General features: G+C 55.1%; 17 protein-coding genes. 8 read left to right on the forward strand and 9 right to left on the reverse strand.

The window, feature by feature from the left end; all coding sequences use genetic code 11:
* Position 1 precedes the first annotated feature (1 nt).
* Complete coding sequence (ilvA, locus tag GC087_RS01045; RefSeq protein WP_006121157.1) at positions 2-1,549, forward strand: threonine ammonia-lyase, biosynthetic; 1,548 nt, start codon at positions 2-4, stop codon at positions 1,547-1,549.
* Here ilvA and ilvY read toward each other — a convergent pair whose 3' ends face one another.
* Positions 1,550-2,431, reverse strand: coding sequence for an HTH-type transcriptional activator IlvY (gene ilvY / locus GC087_RS01050; RefSeq protein ID WP_039342836.1), 882 nt, complete (start codon positions 2,429-2,431; stop codon positions 1,550-1,552).
* Between the two features lie 161 nt (positions 2,432-2,592).
* On the opposite strand from ilvY, the gene ilvC reads away from it, so the two are divergent.
* Both ilvC and GC087_RS01060 read left to right on the forward strand, forming a co-directional pair.
* Positions 2,593-4,068, forward strand: a complete 1,476-nt coding sequence (ilvC, locus tag GC087_RS01055) for a ketol-acid reductoisomerase (protein WP_033738325.1) — start codon at positions 2,593-2,595, stop codon at positions 4,066-4,068.
* 310 nt (positions 4,069-4,378) lie between these two features.
* Positions 4,379-4,531 carry a type 2 periplasmic-binding domain-containing protein gene (locus GC087_RS01060; protein WP_324029439.1) on the forward strand — a complete coding sequence of 51 codons (153 nt, stop codon included), beginning with the start codon at positions 4,379-4,381 and terminating at the stop codon, positions 4,529-4,531.
* Positions 4,532-4,544: 13 nt separating this feature from the next.
* Here the strand turns inward: GC087_RS01060 and GC087_RS01065 are convergent, their stop codons facing one another.
* From GC087_RS01065 to GC087_RS01075, 3 genes are all read right to left on the reverse strand, one after another.
* Positions 4,545-5,876, reverse strand: coding sequence for an MFS transporter (locus GC087_RS01065; protein ID WP_033738323.1), 1,332 nt, complete (start codon positions 5,874-5,876; stop codon positions 4,545-4,547).
* Positions 5,877-6,138: 262 nt separating this feature from the next.
* Positions 6,139-7,155, reverse strand: a complete 1,017-nt coding sequence (gene yhjD / locus GC087_RS01070; protein WP_110268694.1) for an inner membrane protein YhjD — start codon at positions 7,153-7,155, stop codon at positions 6,139-6,141.
* Positions 7,156-7,194: 39 nt separating this feature from the next.
* Positions 7,195-8,094 (reverse strand): LysR family transcriptional regulator, encoded by a 900-nt coding sequence (locus GC087_RS01075; RefSeq protein WP_033738321.1) that lies wholly within the window; start codon positions 8,092-8,094, stop codon positions 7,195-7,197.
* A 115-nt stretch (positions 8,095-8,209) separates the two neighbouring features.
* Between GC087_RS01075 and GC087_RS01080 the strand changes: the two genes are divergently transcribed.
* Complete coding sequence (locus GC087_RS01080; RefSeq protein ID WP_006121151.1) at positions 8,210-8,968, forward strand: SDR family NAD(P)-dependent oxidoreductase; 759 nt, start codon at positions 8,210-8,212, stop codon at positions 8,966-8,968.
* Between the two features lie 32 nt (positions 8,969-9,000).
* Here the strand turns inward: GC087_RS01080 and GC087_RS01085 are convergent, their stop codons facing one another.
* Positions 9,001-9,855 (reverse strand): PhzF family protein, encoded by an 855-nt coding sequence (locus GC087_RS01085; RefSeq protein ID WP_324029441.1) that lies wholly within the window; start codon positions 9,853-9,855, stop codon positions 9,001-9,003.
* 105 nt (positions 9,856-9,960) lie between these two features.
* Between GC087_RS01085 and GC087_RS01090 the strand changes: the two genes are divergently transcribed.
* Positions 9,961-10,584, forward strand: coding sequence for a glutathione S-transferase family protein (locus tag GC087_RS01090; RefSeq protein WP_033738317.1), 624 nt, complete (start codon positions 9,961-9,963; stop codon positions 10,582-10,584).
* Here GC087_RS01090 and GC087_RS01095 read toward each other — a convergent pair.
* A complete protein-coding gene (locus GC087_RS01095; protein ID WP_324029443.1) occupies positions 10,551-12,041 on the reverse strand; it encodes an aminotransferase-like domain-containing protein in 1,491 nt (496 codons plus the stop codon). The two genes, GC087_RS01090 and GC087_RS01095, sit on opposite strands and share 34 nt — an antisense overlap.
* Positions 12,042-12,176: 135 nt before the next feature.
* Here GC087_RS01095 and GC087_RS01100 point away from each other — a divergent pair, with 135 nt between their 5' ends.
* On the forward strand, positions 12,177-12,764 hold the full coding sequence (locus tag GC087_RS01100; RefSeq protein WP_033738356.1) for a LysE family translocator: 588 nt from the start codon (positions 12,177-12,179) through the stop codon (positions 12,762-12,764).
* Here GC087_RS01100 and GC087_RS01105 read toward each other — a convergent pair.
* From GC087_RS01105 to GC087_RS01115, 3 genes are all read right to left on the reverse strand, one after another.
* Positions 12,761-15,145 (reverse strand): phosphoketolase family protein, encoded by a 2,385-nt coding sequence (locus GC087_RS01105; RefSeq protein ID WP_033738315.1) that lies wholly within the window; start codon positions 15,143-15,145, stop codon positions 12,761-12,763. The genes GC087_RS01100 and GC087_RS01105 overlap by 4 nt on opposite strands.
* A 121-nt stretch (positions 15,146-15,266) precedes the next feature.
* The gene (gene mqo, locus GC087_RS01110) at positions 15,267-16,880 is read right to left on the reverse strand and encodes a malate dehydrogenase (quinone) (RefSeq protein WP_033738313.1); all 1,614 of its coding nucleotides are present in this window, start codon (positions 16,878-16,880) and stop codon (positions 15,267-15,269) included.
* Positions 16,881-17,497: 617 nt separating this feature from the next.
* Positions 17,498-17,740: a DUF1158 domain-containing protein gene (locus GC087_RS01115; protein ID WP_033738354.1), complete on the reverse strand. Its 243-nt coding sequence runs from the start codon at positions 17,738-17,740 to the stop codon at positions 17,498-17,500.
* 304 nt (positions 17,741-18,044) lie between these two features.
* Between GC087_RS01115 and mntP the strand changes: the two genes are divergently transcribed.
* Complete coding sequence (gene mntP / locus GC087_RS01120) at positions 18,045-18,617, forward strand: manganese efflux pump MntP (protein ID WP_033738352.1); 573 nt, start codon at positions 18,045-18,047, stop codon at positions 18,615-18,617.
* A 109-nt stretch (positions 18,618-18,726) separates the two neighbouring features.
* Positions 18,727-18,804, forward strand: coding sequence for a stress response protein AzuC (gene azuC / locus GC087_RS25775; protein WP_112900613.1), 78 nt, complete (start codon positions 18,727-18,729; stop codon positions 18,802-18,804).
* The last annotated feature ends 131 nt before the right edge of the window (positions 18,805-18,935 follow it).

The raw sequence follows: 18,935 nt of genomic DNA on the forward strand, positions 1-18,935 counted from the left end.
GATGGCTGAGGCTCAACCGCTACCCGAGGCGCCCTGCGGTGCCGAGTATCTGCGTGCGGTGTTACGTTCACCGGTATACGAAGTGGCACAGGTTACCCCACTGCAGAAGATGGAAAAAATCTCTGCACGTCTGGGCAATACCATTCTGGTGAAGCGAGAAGATCGCCAGCCGGTGCACAGTTTTAAACTGCGCGGTGCCTACGCGATGATTGCCGGCCTTGATGAAGAGCAGAAAGCACGCGGTGTTGTCACCGCGTCGGCCGGTAACCACGCCCAGGGCGTTGCGTTATCGGCGACGAAGCTGGGCATCAAGTCGCTGATCGTCATGCCGCTGGCGACAGCGGACATCAAGGTGGATGCGGTGCGTGCATTTGGCGGTGAAGCCTTCCTGTATGGTGCCAACTTTGACGAGGCGAAAGCCAAAGCCATTGAACTGGCGACGCAGCAGGGTTACACCTTTGTGCCACCGTTTGACCATCCGGCGGTCATCGCCGGACAAGGCACGCTGGCGATGGAACTGCTGCAGCAGGACGCACATCTCGATCGGGTTTTTGTTCCGGTGGGCGGCGGCGGTCTGGCCGCGGGCGTGGCGGTGCTCATCAAGCAGCTGATGCCGCAAATCAAAGTGATCGCTGTTGAGTCAGAAGACTCGGCCTGCCTGAAAGCGGCGCTGGAGGCTGGTGAGCCGGTGGATTTACCGCGCGTGGGCTTGTTCGCCGAAGGTGTGGCCGTGAAGCGCATCGGTAACGAAACTTTCCGCCTGTGCCAGGAATATCTCGACGACATCGTCACCGTGGACAGCGATGCGATCTGCGCGGCAATGAAAGATTTGTTTGAAGATGTGCGCGCCGTGGCAGAACCTTCAGGCGCGCTGGCGCTGGCGGGCATGAAGAAATACGTCCAGCAGCACGATATTCAGGGCGAACGCCTGGCGCACGTGTTGTCGGGGGCTAACGTTAACTTCCATGGTTTGCGCTACGTTTCTGAACGTTGTGAGCTGGGTGAACAACGCGAAGCTCTGCTGGCGGTCACGATCCCGGAACAGCAGGGCAGCTTCCTGAAGTTTTGTCAGACGTTGGGTGGTCGCTCGATTACCGAGTTTAACTATCGCTATGCCGACACCGACAAAGCCTGCATTTTTGTCGGCGTGCGGCTGACGCGCGGGATGGATGAGCGCGCAGAGATCATCAGCCAGTTAACGGAAAACGGCTATCAGGTGGTGGATCTGTCTGACGATGAGATGGCGAAGCTGCACGTGCGTTACATGGTGGGTGGACGGCCTTCCAAGCCGCTGCGTGAGCGCCTGTTCAGCTTTGAGTTTCCGGAAGCGCCCGGCGCATTGCTTAAGTTTCTGCAAACGCTGGGCACGCACTGGAATATCTCACTGTTCCATTACCGTAGCCACGGCACGGACTACGGCCGGGTCCTCACGGCCTTCGAGCTTGGCAACGACGAACCGCGTTTTGAAGAGCACCTTGCCGACCTGGGTTACGATTTCCACGACGAAACGCATAACCCGGCATTCCGCTTCTTCCTGGCAGGCCAGTAACTATAGCTGGTGCCAGAATGCACTGATAAGCGGCTCTCCGAGCCGCTTTTTTTGTACACAAACACCCAGCTCCAGCGGTGCGACGGACGCCACGCTTTCCAGCGGCAGCACACGGTTTCGTACCGGCTCAGGGCTGTTCTCCAGCACCACATCCGGCAGCAGCGCAATCCCACAGCCCAGCGCTACCATCGACACGATTGCTTCATGACCGGCAACGGTCGCATAAATCAATGGGTTAACGATGCGATGACGGCGGAACCATAGCTCGATCGCCCGCCGGACCGGTCCCTGCTCGGGCAGGATAAACGGAATCTGTGACCAGTCCGGTGCCTCTTCTGTCGCCTGACTGCGCACCGGACAGGGCAGTGCAGGTGCAATCAGCCCCAGCGGCAACAGCCCCAGCGTGGTGAAATCAATGCTGGCAGGCAGCGATTCAGGTCGACCGGCAATCGCCAGATCGGCATTACCCGACTGGACCATTTCAATCGCATCGGCCGCATCGCCGGTAGTCAGTTTGATTTCCACCTGAGGATGCTCGGCGCGGAAACGATCCAGAATGGGCGGCAGATGGCTGTACGCGGCGGTCACCGAGCAAAACAGGCGAAGTTCACCACTGAGTGACGGACCGTTGAGATCCATGGCATGGCGCAATTGCTGATACTGCAGTAAGGTTTGTTGTGCAAATAACTTCAGTCTTTCGCCCGCTTCGGTGAGCGTGACGGTGCGGTTATCACGCAGAAACAACGCGTGGCCGACATCCTCTTCCAGCCGCTGAATCTGGCGTGACAGCGTGGACGGACTGACGTGCATGGCCCGTGCGGTGCGGCCAAAATGGCAGCTTTCTGCCAGATGTAAAAACAATTTGAGATCGCGTAAATCCATACAGGTTCCACCTCAGGAATGCATTGCGATTATTGCAATGTAATGTTGTTAATATATCAATTTAAGCAACAGAAATCCTGTCATATGATGGGGTCATTCGCGGCGCTGAATCTCACGCCGTCAACAGACAAAAGCAAACACAACATTTAACCGGAGTAGCCATGGCTAATTACTTCAACACACTGAATCTGCGCAACCAGTTAGCGCAACTGGGCAAATGTCGTTTTATGGGGCGTGACGAGTTCGCGGATGGCGCCAGCTTCCTGAAAGGCAAAAAGATTGTGATTGTGGGCTGTGGTGCGCAGGGCCTGAACCAGGGCCTGAACATGCGCGATTCCGGTCTGGATGTTTCTTATGCCCTGCGTGCAGAAGCCATCGCCGAAAAACGTGCCTCGTATCGCAAAGCCACCGACAACGGTTTCAAAGTGGGCACTTACGAAGAACTGATTCCTCAGGCGGACCTGGTGGTTAACCTGACGCCAGACAAACAGCACTCCGCCGTTGTTCAGGCTGTACAGCCACTGATGAAAGACGGTGCCGCGCTGGGCTATTCACACGGCTTCAACATTGTCGAAGTGGGCGAAACCATCCGTAAAGATATCACCGTCGTTATGGTGGCGCCGAAGTGTCCGGGCACCGAAGTCCGTGAAGAATACAAGCGTGGCTTCGGGGTACCGACGCTGATCGCGGTTCACCCGGAAAACGATCCGAAAGGTGAAGGTATGGCTATCGCTAAAGCCTGGGCTTCTGCCACCGGTGGCGACCGCGCTGGCGTGCTGGAATCCTCTTTCGTTGCGGAAGTGAAATCTGACCTGATGGGTGAGCAGACCATTCTGTGCGGCATGCTGCAGGCCGGTTCTCTGCTGTGCTTCGATAAGCTGGTGGCTGAAGGTCACGATGCGGCGTATACCGAGAAACTGATTCAGTTTGGCTGGGAAACCATCACCGAATCCCTGAAATTTGGCGGCATTACGCTGATGATGGATCGCCTGTCTAATCCGGCGAAACTGCGTGCTTACGCACTGTCTGAGCAGCTGAAAACCATCATGGCTCCCCTGTTCCAGAAGCACATGGATGACATCATCTCAGGCGATTTCTCTGCTGGCATGATGGCGGACTGGGCGAATGACGATAAGAAGCTGCTGACCTGGCGCGAAGAGACCGGTAAAACCGCGTTCGAAACCGCCCCTCAGTTCGACGGCAAAATCGAAGAGCAAGAATACTACGACAAAGGCGTTGTCATGGTTGCCATGGTCAAAGCGGGCGTTGAGCTGGCATTTGAAACCATGGTAGATGCTGGCATCATCGAAGAGTCGGCTTACTACGAGTCACTGCACGAGCTGCCGCTGATCGCGAACACCATTGCCCGTAAACGCCTGTATGAAATGAACGTGGTCATTTCTGATACCGCTGAGTACGGTAACTACCTGTTCTCTTTTGCGGCGGTGCCGCTGCTGAAAGAGTTTATGGCCTCACTGCAGCCGGGCGATCTGGGTAAAGCTATTGACGGCACGCAGGTGGATAACGCCCAACTGCGCGACGTTAATGAAGCCATTCGTCAGCATCCTATCGAGCAGGTTGGCCGCAAACTGCGTGGTTACATGACCGATATGAAACGCATCGCGGTTGCAGGCTAAGTCGCACCGCCACCGTTTTCAGCAAATGTAAGACAAAAAGGCGCAGCCATCTGGCTGCGCCTTTTTGTTTTAGCATGCGCCTGGCGACACGATAACAGGCGGTAAAAGGCTCCTGTAACCAACATACTGACACCCGGCAAGAATAAGGAACACGCCAGCCGTAAGGTTGCCAGCAAAATACTCGTGATGATGTCTGAGGGCATAGCATACGGCGACAGAAGCGACAGCCGGGCGCTGCGGGTCGGGTCGGCATTCAGTCAGTCCCCGCCTTTTCCCCAAATGCGCTTCGGGAAGAGTCTGGCTGCGCAATGTGTGTAGATTTATCGCAAACGGCTATCTGCTTGATGGTCCACTGCGTCGTGTTTTGCCGGACTGGCACAGTGAAAACACAACACCGATGACGCTCTGGGCCATCACCTTACCCAACCGTCTGCTGCCGCTAAAAACCCGGGTTTTTTTATAAGCGTGACCTGAGATCACACTTCATACAGCGTTTGATGCCGGGTTTCTTTACAGGCAATCAGGGCGATCAGCGTCAGGAAGGCCATAGAGGCCAGGTACAATCCGACGGCATATAAGCCGTAGTGCACGTTCAGCCAGGTTGCGATATATGGCGCAACGGAGGCCCCCAGAATCGACGACAGGTTGTATGAGAACGACGCGCCGGTATAGCGCACTTCTGTCGGGAACAGCTCGGGCAGCAGCGCACCCATCGGGCCAAATGTCAGGCCCATGATGCTTAATCCCAGCAGCAGGAAGGCCATCACCAGCGCCTGAGAGCCGGAACCCAGCATCACAGGGAACAGGAATGAGAAACCAATAATCATCAGCGTAATGGTGATCATGGTTTTCCGGCGACCAAAGCGGTCAGCCAGCAGGCCCGCGATGGGGACCATCACGCCGAAGCCAATGACCGCCATCATCAACATCCACAGCATGCTGTTACGTGAGATGCCCAGCCCCGCAGGCGCGGCGGCGGTGCCGTAACTCATTGAGTAAACTGTCATGATGTAAAACAGCGTGTAGGTGGCAAGCATGATGAAGGTGCCCAGAATGGTCGCCGTCAGATGTTTGCTCAGAAGTGAGGCAATCGGCACGCGCACCTGCTTCTTCTCTTTCTGCACTTTGGCAAAGACCGGACTTTCATGTAGCGACACGCGCACATACAGGCCAATCAGGACCAGCACGGCAGACAGTACAAAAGGCACGCGCCAGCCCCACTGCATAAACTGCTCGTCGGTCAGCAACCAGGAGAGCAGCAGGAAGGTGCCGTTGGCAAAAAAGAATCCAATGGGCGCACCCAACTGCGGGAAGGAACCGTACAGCGCACGCTTTTTGGCTGGCGCATTTTCCGTGGCCAGCAGGGCCGCACCGCCCCATTCGCCGCCGAGTCCCAGGCCCTGACCAAAGCGGGCCAGTGCTAACAGCAGCGGGGCCAGAACGCCAATGCTCTGATAGCTGGGTAACAAACCAATGACCACGGTAGAGATCCCCATGGTCAGCAGCGAGGCTACCAGGGTGGCTTTACGACCGACACGGTCACCGAAGTGACCAAACAGCGCTGAGCCGATAGGGCGCGCAACGAACGCAATCGCGAAGGTCGCCAGTGACTGTAGCGTGGCGACAGTGGCATCACCCTGAGGAAAAAAGATATGCGGAAAGACAATGACCGCGGCGGTGGCATAAATATAGAAATCGAAAAATTCGATGGCGGTGCCAACCAGTGAAGCAATAACGACTTTACTGCGTGAGTTCACTGGCGTTGGCTCATGTTGTTTATCAAGAGTTTCTGAGATGGAGGCTTGCATAAATGTTTCTTATTTTTAAATACCGTTAAGGAATCTTACGCACCTGTATAGCGGCATTCAATGGCTGGAAACCGCGTCAGCCGCGGCTTTCTCTGCCTAAAAGTAGAAAATCTTTGCCTGATGTGAAATGTCGGAGAATGGCAGCGTTAACAGAGATAAACATGGCGAGATACTCTGTGAAAGCGCTGAAGAAAAGTGACCCCCTGGTTATTCATGCTGTAAAGTGGCTGATAAATAACCGGGGGCAGGGATTTTTCGCTGGTTACTGCTGTTCGTGGGTGGCCATTGCGCCTTTTTCAGGCATGCGTGGATCGTCTTTGTATTTGGCGGTGGCAATCCAGGCCGCGCAGAACAATGTCAGGCGGGCAAAGAAATAGAAGAACGCCATCAGCCCCAACACCGAGCCAAAAGCCGCACCCGAGGGCGAGCTGGCGAGTTTCGGCAGCGTCAACGTCATCACAAACTTAATGACTTCAAACCCGATGGCCGCCAGTAAGGTGCCACGCAGCAGGGCTTTTTTGCGCGGTTTATGGCGAGGCAGAATCCAGAAAATCCACAGAAACAGCAGATAATTTGCCAGTACAGAGATGGACGTCGCGATGATCGTCAGTGCCGGGCGCAACCATTCAATGCCATCCAGCCCTAACGCATTAACGATAGTCGCCTGGGCGGAACCGGCGACGGAGGTCAGTGACAAAGTAATCACCAGCGCCAGCATCAGGCCGGTCAGGGACAAGAAGTCGCGAATATAGCGTTTCCAGATCTTCTCTTTATCGTCGGGTTGACGCTCCCAGACGTCGCGTGACTGCGCACGAATAGCCTCGCGTAAATTCCCCATCCAGTTGAGACCGGAATACAACGCCAGCAACAAACCGGTGATGCCCACGGTTGCGCGTTGCTGAATGGCCGTGTTCACGGTGTTTTTTAACGTGGTCGCCAGCGACGGATCGCTGATGCTGCTGACGATTTTGTTGATGATATCGGTCAGGAGGTCCGGATTCGAGGCCAGCACGAAACCCACGGCAGCAAAAGACACCATTAAAATGGGGATGAGCGACAGAAACGAAAAATAGGTAATGGCGGCACCAAACTGGCTGCCGAGGCGATCGTTAAACCGATCCAGCGCGCGAATAAAGTGCGCTACCGCCGGTATCGCCTGGAACCAGGCGGCGAAGCGTGATACGCGCACGATGGAACGATCGACGGACTTGTTGCCGGTTTTAATATCGATCAGCGGTTTGGCGTCTTTTACGTTGTCCTGCTCGTCTGTCATAGACATTCACTTTCCTGTTGAACCTTAAAATCACATTATAGCCTGTCAGGTGACATACTCCTGGAGCACCTGACTTAACCACTCCATAAACACCCGAACCCGACGCGCGACATTCCGGCGATGGGGATAGAGCAAGTGAATGGGCATCGGTTTGGCCGGGAACGCATGGAGCACCTCGACCAGTTGACCGCTTTCAAGATATTTTTGGATGCCCACCGTCGGCACCTGAATAATGCCCAGGCCCGCAAGGCAGGCGGCGCGGTAGGTTTCGGTGCTGTTCACCGTCACGACGCCGCCCGTGTGCACATAGTGGCACTGCTTACCATCGAAGTATTCGAAGCCTTGCGCCGCCTGACCTAACGGCTGGCTGTAATGCACCATTGCATGCTGCGACAGCTCCTCAAGCCGAATCGGCCTGCCAAAACGCGCAAGATAGTCAGGACTGGCACAGTTAATCAAGGTGTGCGTGCCTATACGGCGGGCGATCAGTCCCGAATCCTTTAGCTCGCCAACGCGAATCACACAGTCAAAACCTTCGCGAATGACGTCAACCTGGCGATCGTTGCTGCTGAGTTCAATTTCCACGCCAGGATAGTGCTGAAGGAATTCAGGCAGACGCGGAAGAATAAGATCGCTCGCCATTGCCACGGACATGTCGACCCGCAGTTTGCCACTTAACGTCGCGGGATCGTGCTGAAACAGGCTGTCCATATCGCCAATCATCGCCAGCAAATCAAGACAGCGATCATAGTATACCAGGCCATCCTGAGTCAGCTGCACGCGGCGGGTAGTACGATGCAGCAGCCGTGTGCCCATCAGATTCTCCAGCGCCTGAATTTGCCGTGATACGCTGCCTTTTGGTAACCCAAGGCTGTCAGCCGCCGCCGTAAAACTGCCCATCTCTGCAACTCTGACGAACACCTGCATTGCATGAATTTTATCCATATAGCCTGCCGATTGTTGTTGTAAATGGAACAGTGCTGCGCATTCTTAAGCGTTTATAGAACAATTTTTAACGAATATCCTGAATCTGTGTTCAATTTTGCAACAGGAAATCAACATGAATCGTAAAATCGTCTTGATTACGGGCGCAAATCGCGGTTTAGGCAAGAATGCAGCGCTAAAACTGGCGGCAAAAGGCCGGGATATCATCCTGACGTACCGCAATCATCAAAACGAAGCACAGGACGTCGTCAACGCTGTTGAGCGCGCAGGCGGTCGCGCCATAGCGCTACAGCTGGATGTGGGTGATGTTAGCCAGTTCGACCGCTTCATTTCTGATGTCAAAAACACCTTACAGCAGCACTGGCAGCGTGAGACATTTGATTATTTAGTGAACAATGCCGGGCATGGTCACTACAAACCTTTTGCCGAGACGACGGAAGCGGAATTTGATGCGCTGATGAATGTGCATTTCAAAGGGCCGTACTTCCTGACGCAAAAACTGCTGCCTGTTATCAGCGACGGCGGGCGCATTCTGAATATCTCCAGTGGATTAACGCGCCTGACCTATCCTGGCTCGGGCACCTATGCGGCGATGAAAGGGGCGATGGAAGTGCTGACCCGTTACCAGGCCAAAGAGCTGGGGGAACGTCGAATCCGCGTTAATATCCTGGCGCCGGGCGCGATTGAAACGGATTTTGGCGGTGGACGGGTGCGTGACGATAAAGCCGTGAATGAAAGCATCGCTGCGTTGACCGCTCTGGGGCGGGTCGGATTACCTGATGATATTGGCGACGCCATTTGCGCCATTCTGAGCGAGGAAACCGGCTGGATCACCGCGCAACGCATCGAAGCATCGGGCGGGCAGGGACTGTAACAGTAAGGGCGACTCCGTCGCCCTGTCGTGTCTCAGGGCGTAACGTCAATTGTGCCCTCAACGATCGTCACTGTTTTTCCGCCAATCCAGATGGTTTCGCCCTCATAAGCCACGTTCACCCGGCCCTGACGTCTGACCTGCGTGCCCTGACGAACGCGGTAATTGTGCGGTTTACCCTGAGCCGCGAAGTAGCGCGCCAGGCAGGCATTTGCGCTGCCGGTAATCGGATCTTCTGTCAGGCTGCCGTGCTCAACCAGTAATCCCCGCACTTCATACTGTTCTGTTTCTCCCGAGGGCAGCGGGCCAAAGGGCATTACACCATCCACGCTGGCGTGGGTAATTAACCGCTCAAGATCGTTGACGTCGGGTATGACGGCGCGCACCGCCTCGGCACTGACCATCGGGATAAGCAACCAGCGAATGCCCATATCCGCCACGGTGACAGGCTGTGAATGATCCAGCGCGTCGCTGTTTAATGCTGTGCTGATCAGGGCATCGTGGTAGGGCGTCAGGGTGGCGCTGGGCGCGGCAAAAGCCAGCGTACCATCGGATGGGATTGTCACCACCACATTGCCGACGCCGCACTGCTGCACCATCCTGCCTGGTGTGTTGGTTTTCCAGCCCGCCTCAAGCAGGGCATGGGCGGTACCCAGCGTGGGATGACCTGCAAACGGTAGCTCGCCCTGTACGGTGAAGATGCGCACGCGGTAGTCAGCCTGGCTGTCTTCTGGCGGCAGGACAAAGGTCGTCTCGGATAAGTTGGTCCAGCGTGCAATCGCCGCCATCTGGCTGTCGTCGAGGCCCTGCGCATCCATGATGACGGCCAGCGGATTGCCGTTGAACGCAATCGAGGTGAAAACGTCCACTTGTTTAAACGCAACCTTCATTGTCACTCCTTTTCATTGAGATAAAGAGGTTTTTTCATGCCCGGGCAATTGCTTATGTCAGTTAACAGGGCTATGAATAAGTTAAGCAACCGGATGGAGCCTGCTATGTTAAAAATTCTTGGACGCGCCTCCTCAATCAATGTGCGCAAAGTATTATGGCTGTGTGACGAGCTGGACCTGCTTTACGAACGCGAAGAGTGGGGCGAAGGTTTCAAATCCACTCACTCGCCAGAATTTATGGCGCTTAATCCCAATGCCATGATCCCGGTATTACTCGACGACGACTTTGTCATGTGGGAATCCAACGCTATTTTGCGCTATCTGGCCACGGCCTATGGCGGCGAGTGGCTTTACCCGGAAAATCCGCGCGCGCGCGCGCCGGTGGATCAGTGGATGGACTGGCAATCAACCGAACTTAACACCTCGTGGCGCTATGCCTTTATGTCGCTGGTGCGCCATTCGCCCGCGCATCAGGATCCCCGCCTGTTAGCTGCGGCCTGCAAAGGCTGGTCCCATACCATGGGGATTCTCAACCAGCAGCTGGAGCACACTGGTCGCTATGTCGCCGGACGCAACTTCACGCTGGCGGATATCCCGATTGGCCTTGCCGTGAACCGCTGGTTTGAAACCCCGCTGGATCATCCCGACCTGCCGGCTGTCCGGACCTATTACGAGCGTCTGACTGAACGTCATGGTTATACCATCTGGGGACGGAACGGAACGCCCTGAGCCCGACCCGGCGGCAGGCCCGCAAGTTCACAGGCGATGGCACCGACGCGGGCGATAGCGCGAATGTAGCGATCGGTAAACGGATAGCAGCACGAGAGGCGCAGTGCATGGTTATAGCGCTCACTCAGCGAATACAGCGCGCCGGGCGTCACGCAGATCTGCTCTTTCAGCAGACGAGAGAACATCTCGGTCGTGTTCACGTTGCCCGGCAGTTCCACCCAAAAAACAAAGCCGCCGCGCGGCAACGTGGCCTGCGTGCCCTGGGGAAAATGCTGGGCAATTAACCCTCGCGCCTCATCCAGATTGCTGGCATAACAGCGCCGCAGGCTACGCAGATGATGGTCATAACCGCCATTAGCAAGAAACTCTGCCAGCGTCTCTGACAGCAGAGCGGACTCCGCCATCGATGACACGGCTTTAAGCCGTGCGATAGCATCGTGGAAGCGTCCGGCCGCAATCCAGCCGACACGGAAATCCGGCGCAACGGTTTTGGTAAAGCTGGTGCAGTATAAAACCCAGCCCTGCTCGTCAAAGGCCTTCACGGCAGGGGAAAGCGGCCAGTCAAACTGCAATTCATCGTAAAGGCCGTCTTCAATGAGCGGCACTTTGTAAGTATTTACCAACCTTGCGAGCCTTTTCTTGTCGGGCAGGCTCATACAGTAACCCAGCGGATTTTGTGCCGTGGGCATCGCCACAATCGCCTGAAGTCGCTCTTCCTGCAGCAGCATTTTCAGCGCATCCAGCGACAAACCACGCTGCGGATCGGTGGGGATTTCCAGCGCTTTGAGGCCGAGTGAAGCCAGCAAAGGGAACAAAAAAAAGTAGGTAGGTGATTCCAGCCCTACGCAGTCGCCGGGCTGCGTCACCGCGCGCAATGCCAGCTGCAACGCCTCCATACAACCATGGGTGAGGGTGATATCATCGGCGGTGAGTGACTGACCCGCATGTAATGCGCGTCGCGCAATCTCCTCCCGTAAGCGCTCACTACCGGGCGGAAGCGCATAGCGACCGATAAGGTTGGGATTGCGTCGTAGCAATGAGGCGGTGATGCGGGCTAACCGGGCCGAGGGGAACAGTTCGCTGTCCTGCGGACAGGCCAGCGAGATATTGATGTAATCAGGATGATTCTGCGCGGCGAACACTTTATCGATCAAATCCAGCTTTTCGTTGCTGGGATCGCGTATCACACGAGCAGCGTGCTGAGTATGCCGGGTGACCACAGGCAGGACGCCGCGCACGTAATAGCCTGATTGCGGTCGTGCCTCAATCAGGCCACGGTTCTCCAGCAGCTGCCAGGCATTCAGCACGGTGTTCACGCTCACCTGGTGCGACTGGGCGACGCGACGGATAGCCGGTAAGCGCTTACCAGGCTTGAGAGTACCCTGATGAATGGCCTCTGCGAAGCTATCGGCCAGTTGCTGGTAAAGCGTTTGTTCAGGCTGAATTTCAAGGGACACAATTGCCTCCTGGCACGACAGGTACAGTTTGACATCAGCGTGATTGTACCCATTAAAATAGCCATTTCCTGTCCCTGTTACCATCACTTTTCGCAACGTAGCATGGTGCTCTGTCTCCCTGTCAGGAATACCATGATGCTTGATCCCTCTTTTTTCAGTTATGTCACCGTGATGTCGATTACGCCGGGTCCTAACAACCTGTTGCTTGCCACTTCCGGCGTGAATTTTGGTATGCGCCGGACGCTGCCGATGGTGTTTGGCATTTTACTTGGATGCGGCCTGCAAACGGTTATTGCGGGCATGACACTGGAGCTGTTGCTGCACTGGATGGCATCCATCCGCTTGCCGCTTACGCTGGTGGGATGTAGCTATCTGCTGTGGCTGTCCTGGAAAATATTTCGTGCGGCTGCACCTGAGGCCCGGCACAAGCCTCAGCCGATGACGTTTCTCGGCGGTGCCTGCTTTCAGGCGGTGAATCCTAAAGCCTGGTTAATGGCCAGCAACGTGGCGCTGTTGTACAGCGCCAACAGTCACGTCCTGATCGTGATGGCGAGTTTTATGCTGCTCAACCTGCCCTGCATATTATTGTGGGCGGCGTTAGGTGACCGCCTGCGCGGTCACCTGCAAATCGCCTGGAAACGCCAGCTGTTCAACAGCCTGATGGCGCTGTCACTGGTGGTAACGACGATCTGGATGCTGGCCGATGCCCTGAAAGCGGTTTAGTCCGGTGCGCCGGGGGCGCTGGCGGAGGGCCACTTCCAGTTCTGCACCTCCGGCACATCTTCGCCATAGACCCGTACATAGCGATGATGCTCTGCCAGGCGCTGCTGCAGATCGTCAGGCAGTTCAGGATGGCGATCGGCAAGCCCCGGGATATGCCTGATGGCCGCCAGCGCCAGATGATAGCGATCCAGCTCGTTCAGCACCGTCATGTCGAAAGGCGTGGTAGTTGTGCCCTCTTCATTAAAGCCATGCACATGGAAATTACGATGGTTATTGCGTTGATAGGTCAGCCGGTGGATCAGACTGGGGTAACCATGGAAGGCAAAAATCACCGGCTTGTCTGCGGTAAACAGCGCATCAAACGCCTCTTCTGACTTGCCGTGAGGATGCTGTTTCTGCGTTTGCAGCGCCAGCAGGTCTACCACGTTAACCACCCGAATGCGCAGGTCCGGCAGATAACTTCGCAGCAGATCGACGGCCGCCAGCGTTTCCATGGTGGGCACATCACCCGCGCAGGCCATCACCACATCCGGCTCTGCGCCCTGCGGGGTTGTGCCGGCCCAGTGCCATTCACCCATTCCGGCCTCGCAATGGGCGATGGCGCTGTCCATGTCCAGCCACTGCGGCGCAGGCTGTTTGCCGGCCACAATCACGTTGATGCGGTCCCATGTTCGCAGACAGTGGTCGCCCACCCATAACAACGTATTTGCATCGGGCGGCAGGTAAATACGCACGATGTCGGCTTTTTTATTGGCAACGTGATCGATAAAGCCCGGATCCTGATGACTGTAACCGTTATGATCCTGACGCCAGACGTGAGAAGACAGCAGATAGTTAAGCGAGGAGATGGGCTGACGCCAGCCCAGCTTGCGTGTCACCTTTAACCATTTGGCATGCTGGTTGAACATCGAGTCAATGATGTGAATAAAGGCTTCGTAGCAGTTAAATAATCCGTGCCTGCCGGTAAGCAGATATCCTTCCAGCCAGCCCTGACACTGATGTTCACTGAGAATTTCCATTACCCGACCATCGGGGGCCAACTGCTCATCATAAGGCTCAATAGCTTCAAGCCAGGTGCGGCTGGTGGTGTCAAATACCGGCGTCAGGCGGTTAGAGGCGGTTTCATCCGGACCAAACACGCGGAAATTGTCCCGATTGCGTTGGAACAGGGCGTTAAGATAACGGCCAAACTGTTCAGTTGCCTGTCCGGCCTGCGAGCCGGGCTGCTGTGTATCGAAAGCAAATTCGCGAATATCAGGCGTAACTAATTCACGGCGCAGTAAACCACCGTTGGCAAACGGGGACGCGCCCATACGTTTGTCGCCCTGTGGGGCCAGCGCCTGCAGTTCCGGCTTAAGCCGCCCCTGTTCATCAAACAGATCGTCAGGCTGATAGCTGCGCAGCCAGTTCTCCAGAATGTTACGGTGGTCTTCGTTTTCGCGGCAGGCCGCTACGGGCACCTGGTGCGCCCGCCAGAAACCTTCCACTTTCTTGCCATCTACCGTTTTCGGCCCGGTCCAGCCTTTAGGGCTGCGCAGGATAATCATCGGCCAGCGGGGAATGGCCTTCATTGGTGAGCCCTGCCGGGCGGCCTGTTGAAAGCCGGCAATCTCTGAAAAAGCGCGATCCAGCGTGTCGGCCATCAACGGATGCATCTCTTCAGGTTCATGACCGCAGACAAACAGCGGTTCATAGCCGTAACCGCGAAACAGCTGACGCAGATCGTCGTCACTGGCGCGGCCCAGAATCGTTGGATTCGCAATCTTATAACCATTCAGATGCAGAATGGGCAGCACGGCACCGTCGCGCTGGGGATTAAGAAACTTAATCCCGTGCCAGCTGGAGGCCAGCGGTCCGGTTTCGGCTTCGCCGTCGCCAATGATGCAGGGCGCGATCAGATCGGGGTTATCAAAGACAGCGCCAAAGGCATGAGAAAGTGAGTAGCCTAACTCTCCACCTTCATTGATCGAGCCCGGGGTTTCGGGTGCCGCATGACTGGGAATACCGCCCGGAAAAGAAAACTGTTTAAACAGCTTCTGCATGCCGTCGGCATCCTGACGGATATGCGGATAGATTTCGCTATAGCTCCCCTCAAGCCAGGTATTCGCAACCATGCCAGGCCCGCCATGGCCGGGACCACAGACATAAATAAGGTTGAGGTCGCGCTGACGAATAATCCGGTTCAGATGGGCATAGATAAAATTCAGTCCGGGCGTGGTGCCCCAGTGGCCCAGTAAGCGCGGTTTAATATGCTCTGGCTTCAATGGCTCGCGTAACAGCGGATTGTCCATCAAATAAATCTGCCCGACAGACAGATAGTTAGCGGCGCGCCAGTAGCGATCAAGTAACGTGAGTTCGTGTGCCGTGTTCGGTTGAGCCATGCCATTTTCTCCTGCATTACGTCAGACGATGCACTAACCCTAATAGAGAATGGGGGAGTCAACCAGGCAAGCGGCAAACAAAAAGGCCTCGCAAGCGAGGCCTCAGACAGGTAGAAGACGGTTATTTACCGACGACGTAGGCAGTTTCACGGCCTTCGTCATTCGCGGCCACCGGCGTTACAGGCGTATACGGCAGTTGCAGGACGCGGCTGGTTTCAGCCAGCACTTTTTCAGTCAGGGCGACGTCACCGTTAAGTTTGCGGCCCCAGGACGGCACAACGGCACGAATTTTATTTTGCCATTCCGGTGACGCCATCTGCTCTGGACAGACCTTGTGCAGCAGTTCCAGCATGATCGGTGCCGCTGTTGAGGCGCCCGGCGAAGCACCCAGCAGTGCCGAGATCGAGCCATCTTCCGACGACACCACTTCTGTGCCCAGACGCAATACCGCGCCTTCTTTTTCATCTTTCTTGATGATTTGCACGCGCTGACCTGCGGTCACCAGACGCCAGTCTTCCTGCTTCGCCTGCGGAACATAGGCGCGCAGCGCGTCCATCCGGTCACGGTCGCTTTGCAGAACCTGATCCATCAGGTACTTCACCAGATCAAAGCTTTTCAGTCCGACTTTGATCATCGGCATAAGGTTAGTACTGTTCAGCGAGGCAAACATGTCCAGCAGCGAACCCTGCTTCAGGAACTTGGTCGAGAAGGTCGCGAACGGCCCAAACAGCAGAACCTGTTTGCCGTTCAGAACGCGCGTGTCCACATGCGGCACGGACATTGGCGGCGCACCGACGCTCGCTTTACCATAGACCTTCGCCATATGCTGTTTCACAACATCGGGATTTTCGGTCACCAGGAAAGAGCCGCCGACCGGGAAGCCCGCATAGCCATTGGCTTCGGGAACGCCAGCCTTCTGCAGCAACGGCAACGCCGCACCGCCTGCGCCAATGAAAATCTTACCGGCGGTTAACGTACGACGTGAACCGTCTGTCAGGCTGACAAGGGTAACCTGCCAGCGACCATCGTTCAGGCGTGTAATGTCGCGAACTTCCTGGCTCATGCGCAAACGGAAACTGGCTTTTTTCTCCAGTGAGGCAATCAACTGACGCGTCACTTCACCGAAATCGACGTCGGTGCCCATATCGGTCCAGGTCGCGGCCACTTTTTGACTGGCGGGACGGCCTTTCATCACCAACGGAATCCACTTCGCAATTTGCTGTGGATCTTCAGAGTAAGCCATGCCACGGAACAAAGTGCTTTTCTGTAATGCGTTAAAGCGTTTGCGCAGGAAGTTAACGTTGTCATCGCCCCAGACAAAGCTCATATGCGGTGTGCTGTGGATAAAGCTTTTTGGCGTATGCAGATTGCCTTTCTGGACATGATAGGCCCAGAACTGGCGAGAAATCTGGAAGGCTTCGTTAATCGCAATGGCTTTCGCGATATCGATACTGCCGTCAGCTCTCTGCGGCGTATAGTTCAGCTCGGCCAGCGCGGCATGGCCTGTACCGGCATTGTTCCAGCCATTAGAGGACTCTTCCGCCACATGCGGCAGCCGTTCCACCATTTCAATGGACCAGTCTGGCTCAAGATCCTGCAGCCAGGTGCCTAAGGTGGCGCTCATGACGCCAGCGCCAATGAGTAGCACATCGACGTCTTTACGCTCCTGCGCCCCGGTGGTGTCCTTTCCGCTAACACTCATTGTGAGCGCAAGATTTACAGCTGATTTGCACATGAGGCGACATCTCCTCTTCTGTTGACCTGAAGCTCAACAGTGTTGCAGGCGAAATAGTCACGCTTCTGTCGAGCGCGTTGCGCTATTTCCGGGTTAAGACTCAGGTATAGGTTAAAGCGACGATAACGAGTTAACTGAACGTTATGCTTTGTTGCCCAAATATAACATTCTCGCGTTCGAATTAAACATTTGTTTATTTTTTAAATGCAGAAATGATTCAGCATAAGAAAGAATCATAATAACAGGCGCGCCATAAGCCTTTTTTGCAGCTAACTCAACGGGTTAAGTAAAAGAGGATGTTGCGGGATTGCCCCATAATGGTGCGGTATGAAAATGTCACTTAGCGAAAGGAATAATCTAACCTAATGAAAAAAAGGGATTATTGAAATTTATTCTTTGCGTTGAATTTTTAATCGATAAGGCGGCGAAGGCTATCTTGTAAAAAAAATGTTACATTTTTGTGACCTCAGAGCCAGCCAGGTGACTGACCGACGGCAAGGAAGCGCGCCGCATCGCTGACGCTTTGCATGATCAAAGGTTCACCACCGCCAGCCTCTCAGTAATTCAGTCTTTTAAAAAAAGAGGGGCAGCAGGCAGATGTCGCCCTGACGGCGTGATTACGCCCGAAACCAGCGGCGCCAGATAAAGCGAATAACAAAAAACTCCAGCGCGCCCAGAAGTAAAAACCACAGGCAAAAGACCACGGTATAAAGCTGATTAAGGTCCTGCAGATGGAACATCTGTTGCAGGTGCTGCGCGACGGCCAGGCTAAACGCGGGAGCGGGAAGCAGAAGGGCAGAGAGAAAGCCCAACAGTAAAATGCCGCCGGGAATGATCAGGGATTCGAAGGGGTTAGTCATGGACAAAAATTCCGTATTTACCAGCCCGCCATTTTCCGGCATTCCGCGAGAAGGTTCAATGACGGACTGTTCAGGGCAGGAAGTCACGCTGTGCATTGCAAAGAAAAGGCTTAAATGACATTAACTTAGAGACATTCATAGCGATTGTTATGAGTTATAGCCTTTGCTATACTTAAATCCCTGATTTTATTGTCTTTTTATAACGATTATTGCGTGATAGACTGCGCGCACTTTTTAATAACCGAGCCATATGTGTGATGAATTCAGCCCGAAATGCTGGCTTTTCATCCCAAGTGAACAAATCATGACCTTTATCGCCACCCTGATTCTTGCTTTTGGAATGTCGATGGACGCATTTGCTGCTGCGCTGGGCAAGGGTGCGACCTTGCATCGCCCGGGCCTGAAAGAAGCCGTGCGCACCGGTCTGATTTTCGGTTGTATCGAAGCCCTGACGCCGCTGATTGGCTGGGCATTGGGTCTTGCTGCCAGCCAGTATGTTGCCGCGTGGGATCACTGGATAGCCTTTTTCCTGCTGGCTTTCCTGGGTGCCCGAATGATGATGGAAGGCTTCCGTAAAACGGCGTCTGAACCGTGCGAAGCGCCGCAAAGCCATGGTTTTATGGTCCTGGCGGCGACCGCCGTTGCCACCAGCCTGGATGCGCTGGCGGTTGGCGTGGGGCTGGCCTTCCTTCAGGTTAATATCGTCACCACGGCTCTGACAATCGGTGCCGCCACTACCGTTATGGCTACCACTGGCGTGCTGGTCGGCCGCTTCATTGGGCCTGTGTTAGGTAAATGGGCCGAAGTGCTGGGCGGACTGGTCCTCATCGCCATCGGCTCCACCATCCTCACCGAGCATCTCGGGCTGTTTCAGTAACGCCCGCAAAATCGTATTTTGTGATCTGGTTCAAAATTTATTGCTGATTAAAACAGCAGGAGCTATACTTTTCCTGTAGTTATTCAACAAATTTTTAACTGGATGCTGTATGAAACGTTTTTTTAAGTACGTGTTTCACGCGTATGTGGAAACCTTTAAACACGTACCACCCGGTGCGCTGAACTAAGCGCCACGTTTTACCCTCGATAGTCGCGGTCAGGGAATGACCGGTGATTATCACCTCATTTTGTCGTTCTTCTCGCCTGTCTCCGCCTCTCTGTTCAGCCCGCACTGGTCTCGCATTCCGCCTGACATACT

It is taken from the genome of Pantoea sp. JZ2 (genome assembly GCF_035191405.1).
Lineage (GTDB): Bacteria > Pseudomonadota > Gammaproteobacteria > Enterobacterales > Enterobacteriaceae > Pantoea > Pantoea stewartii.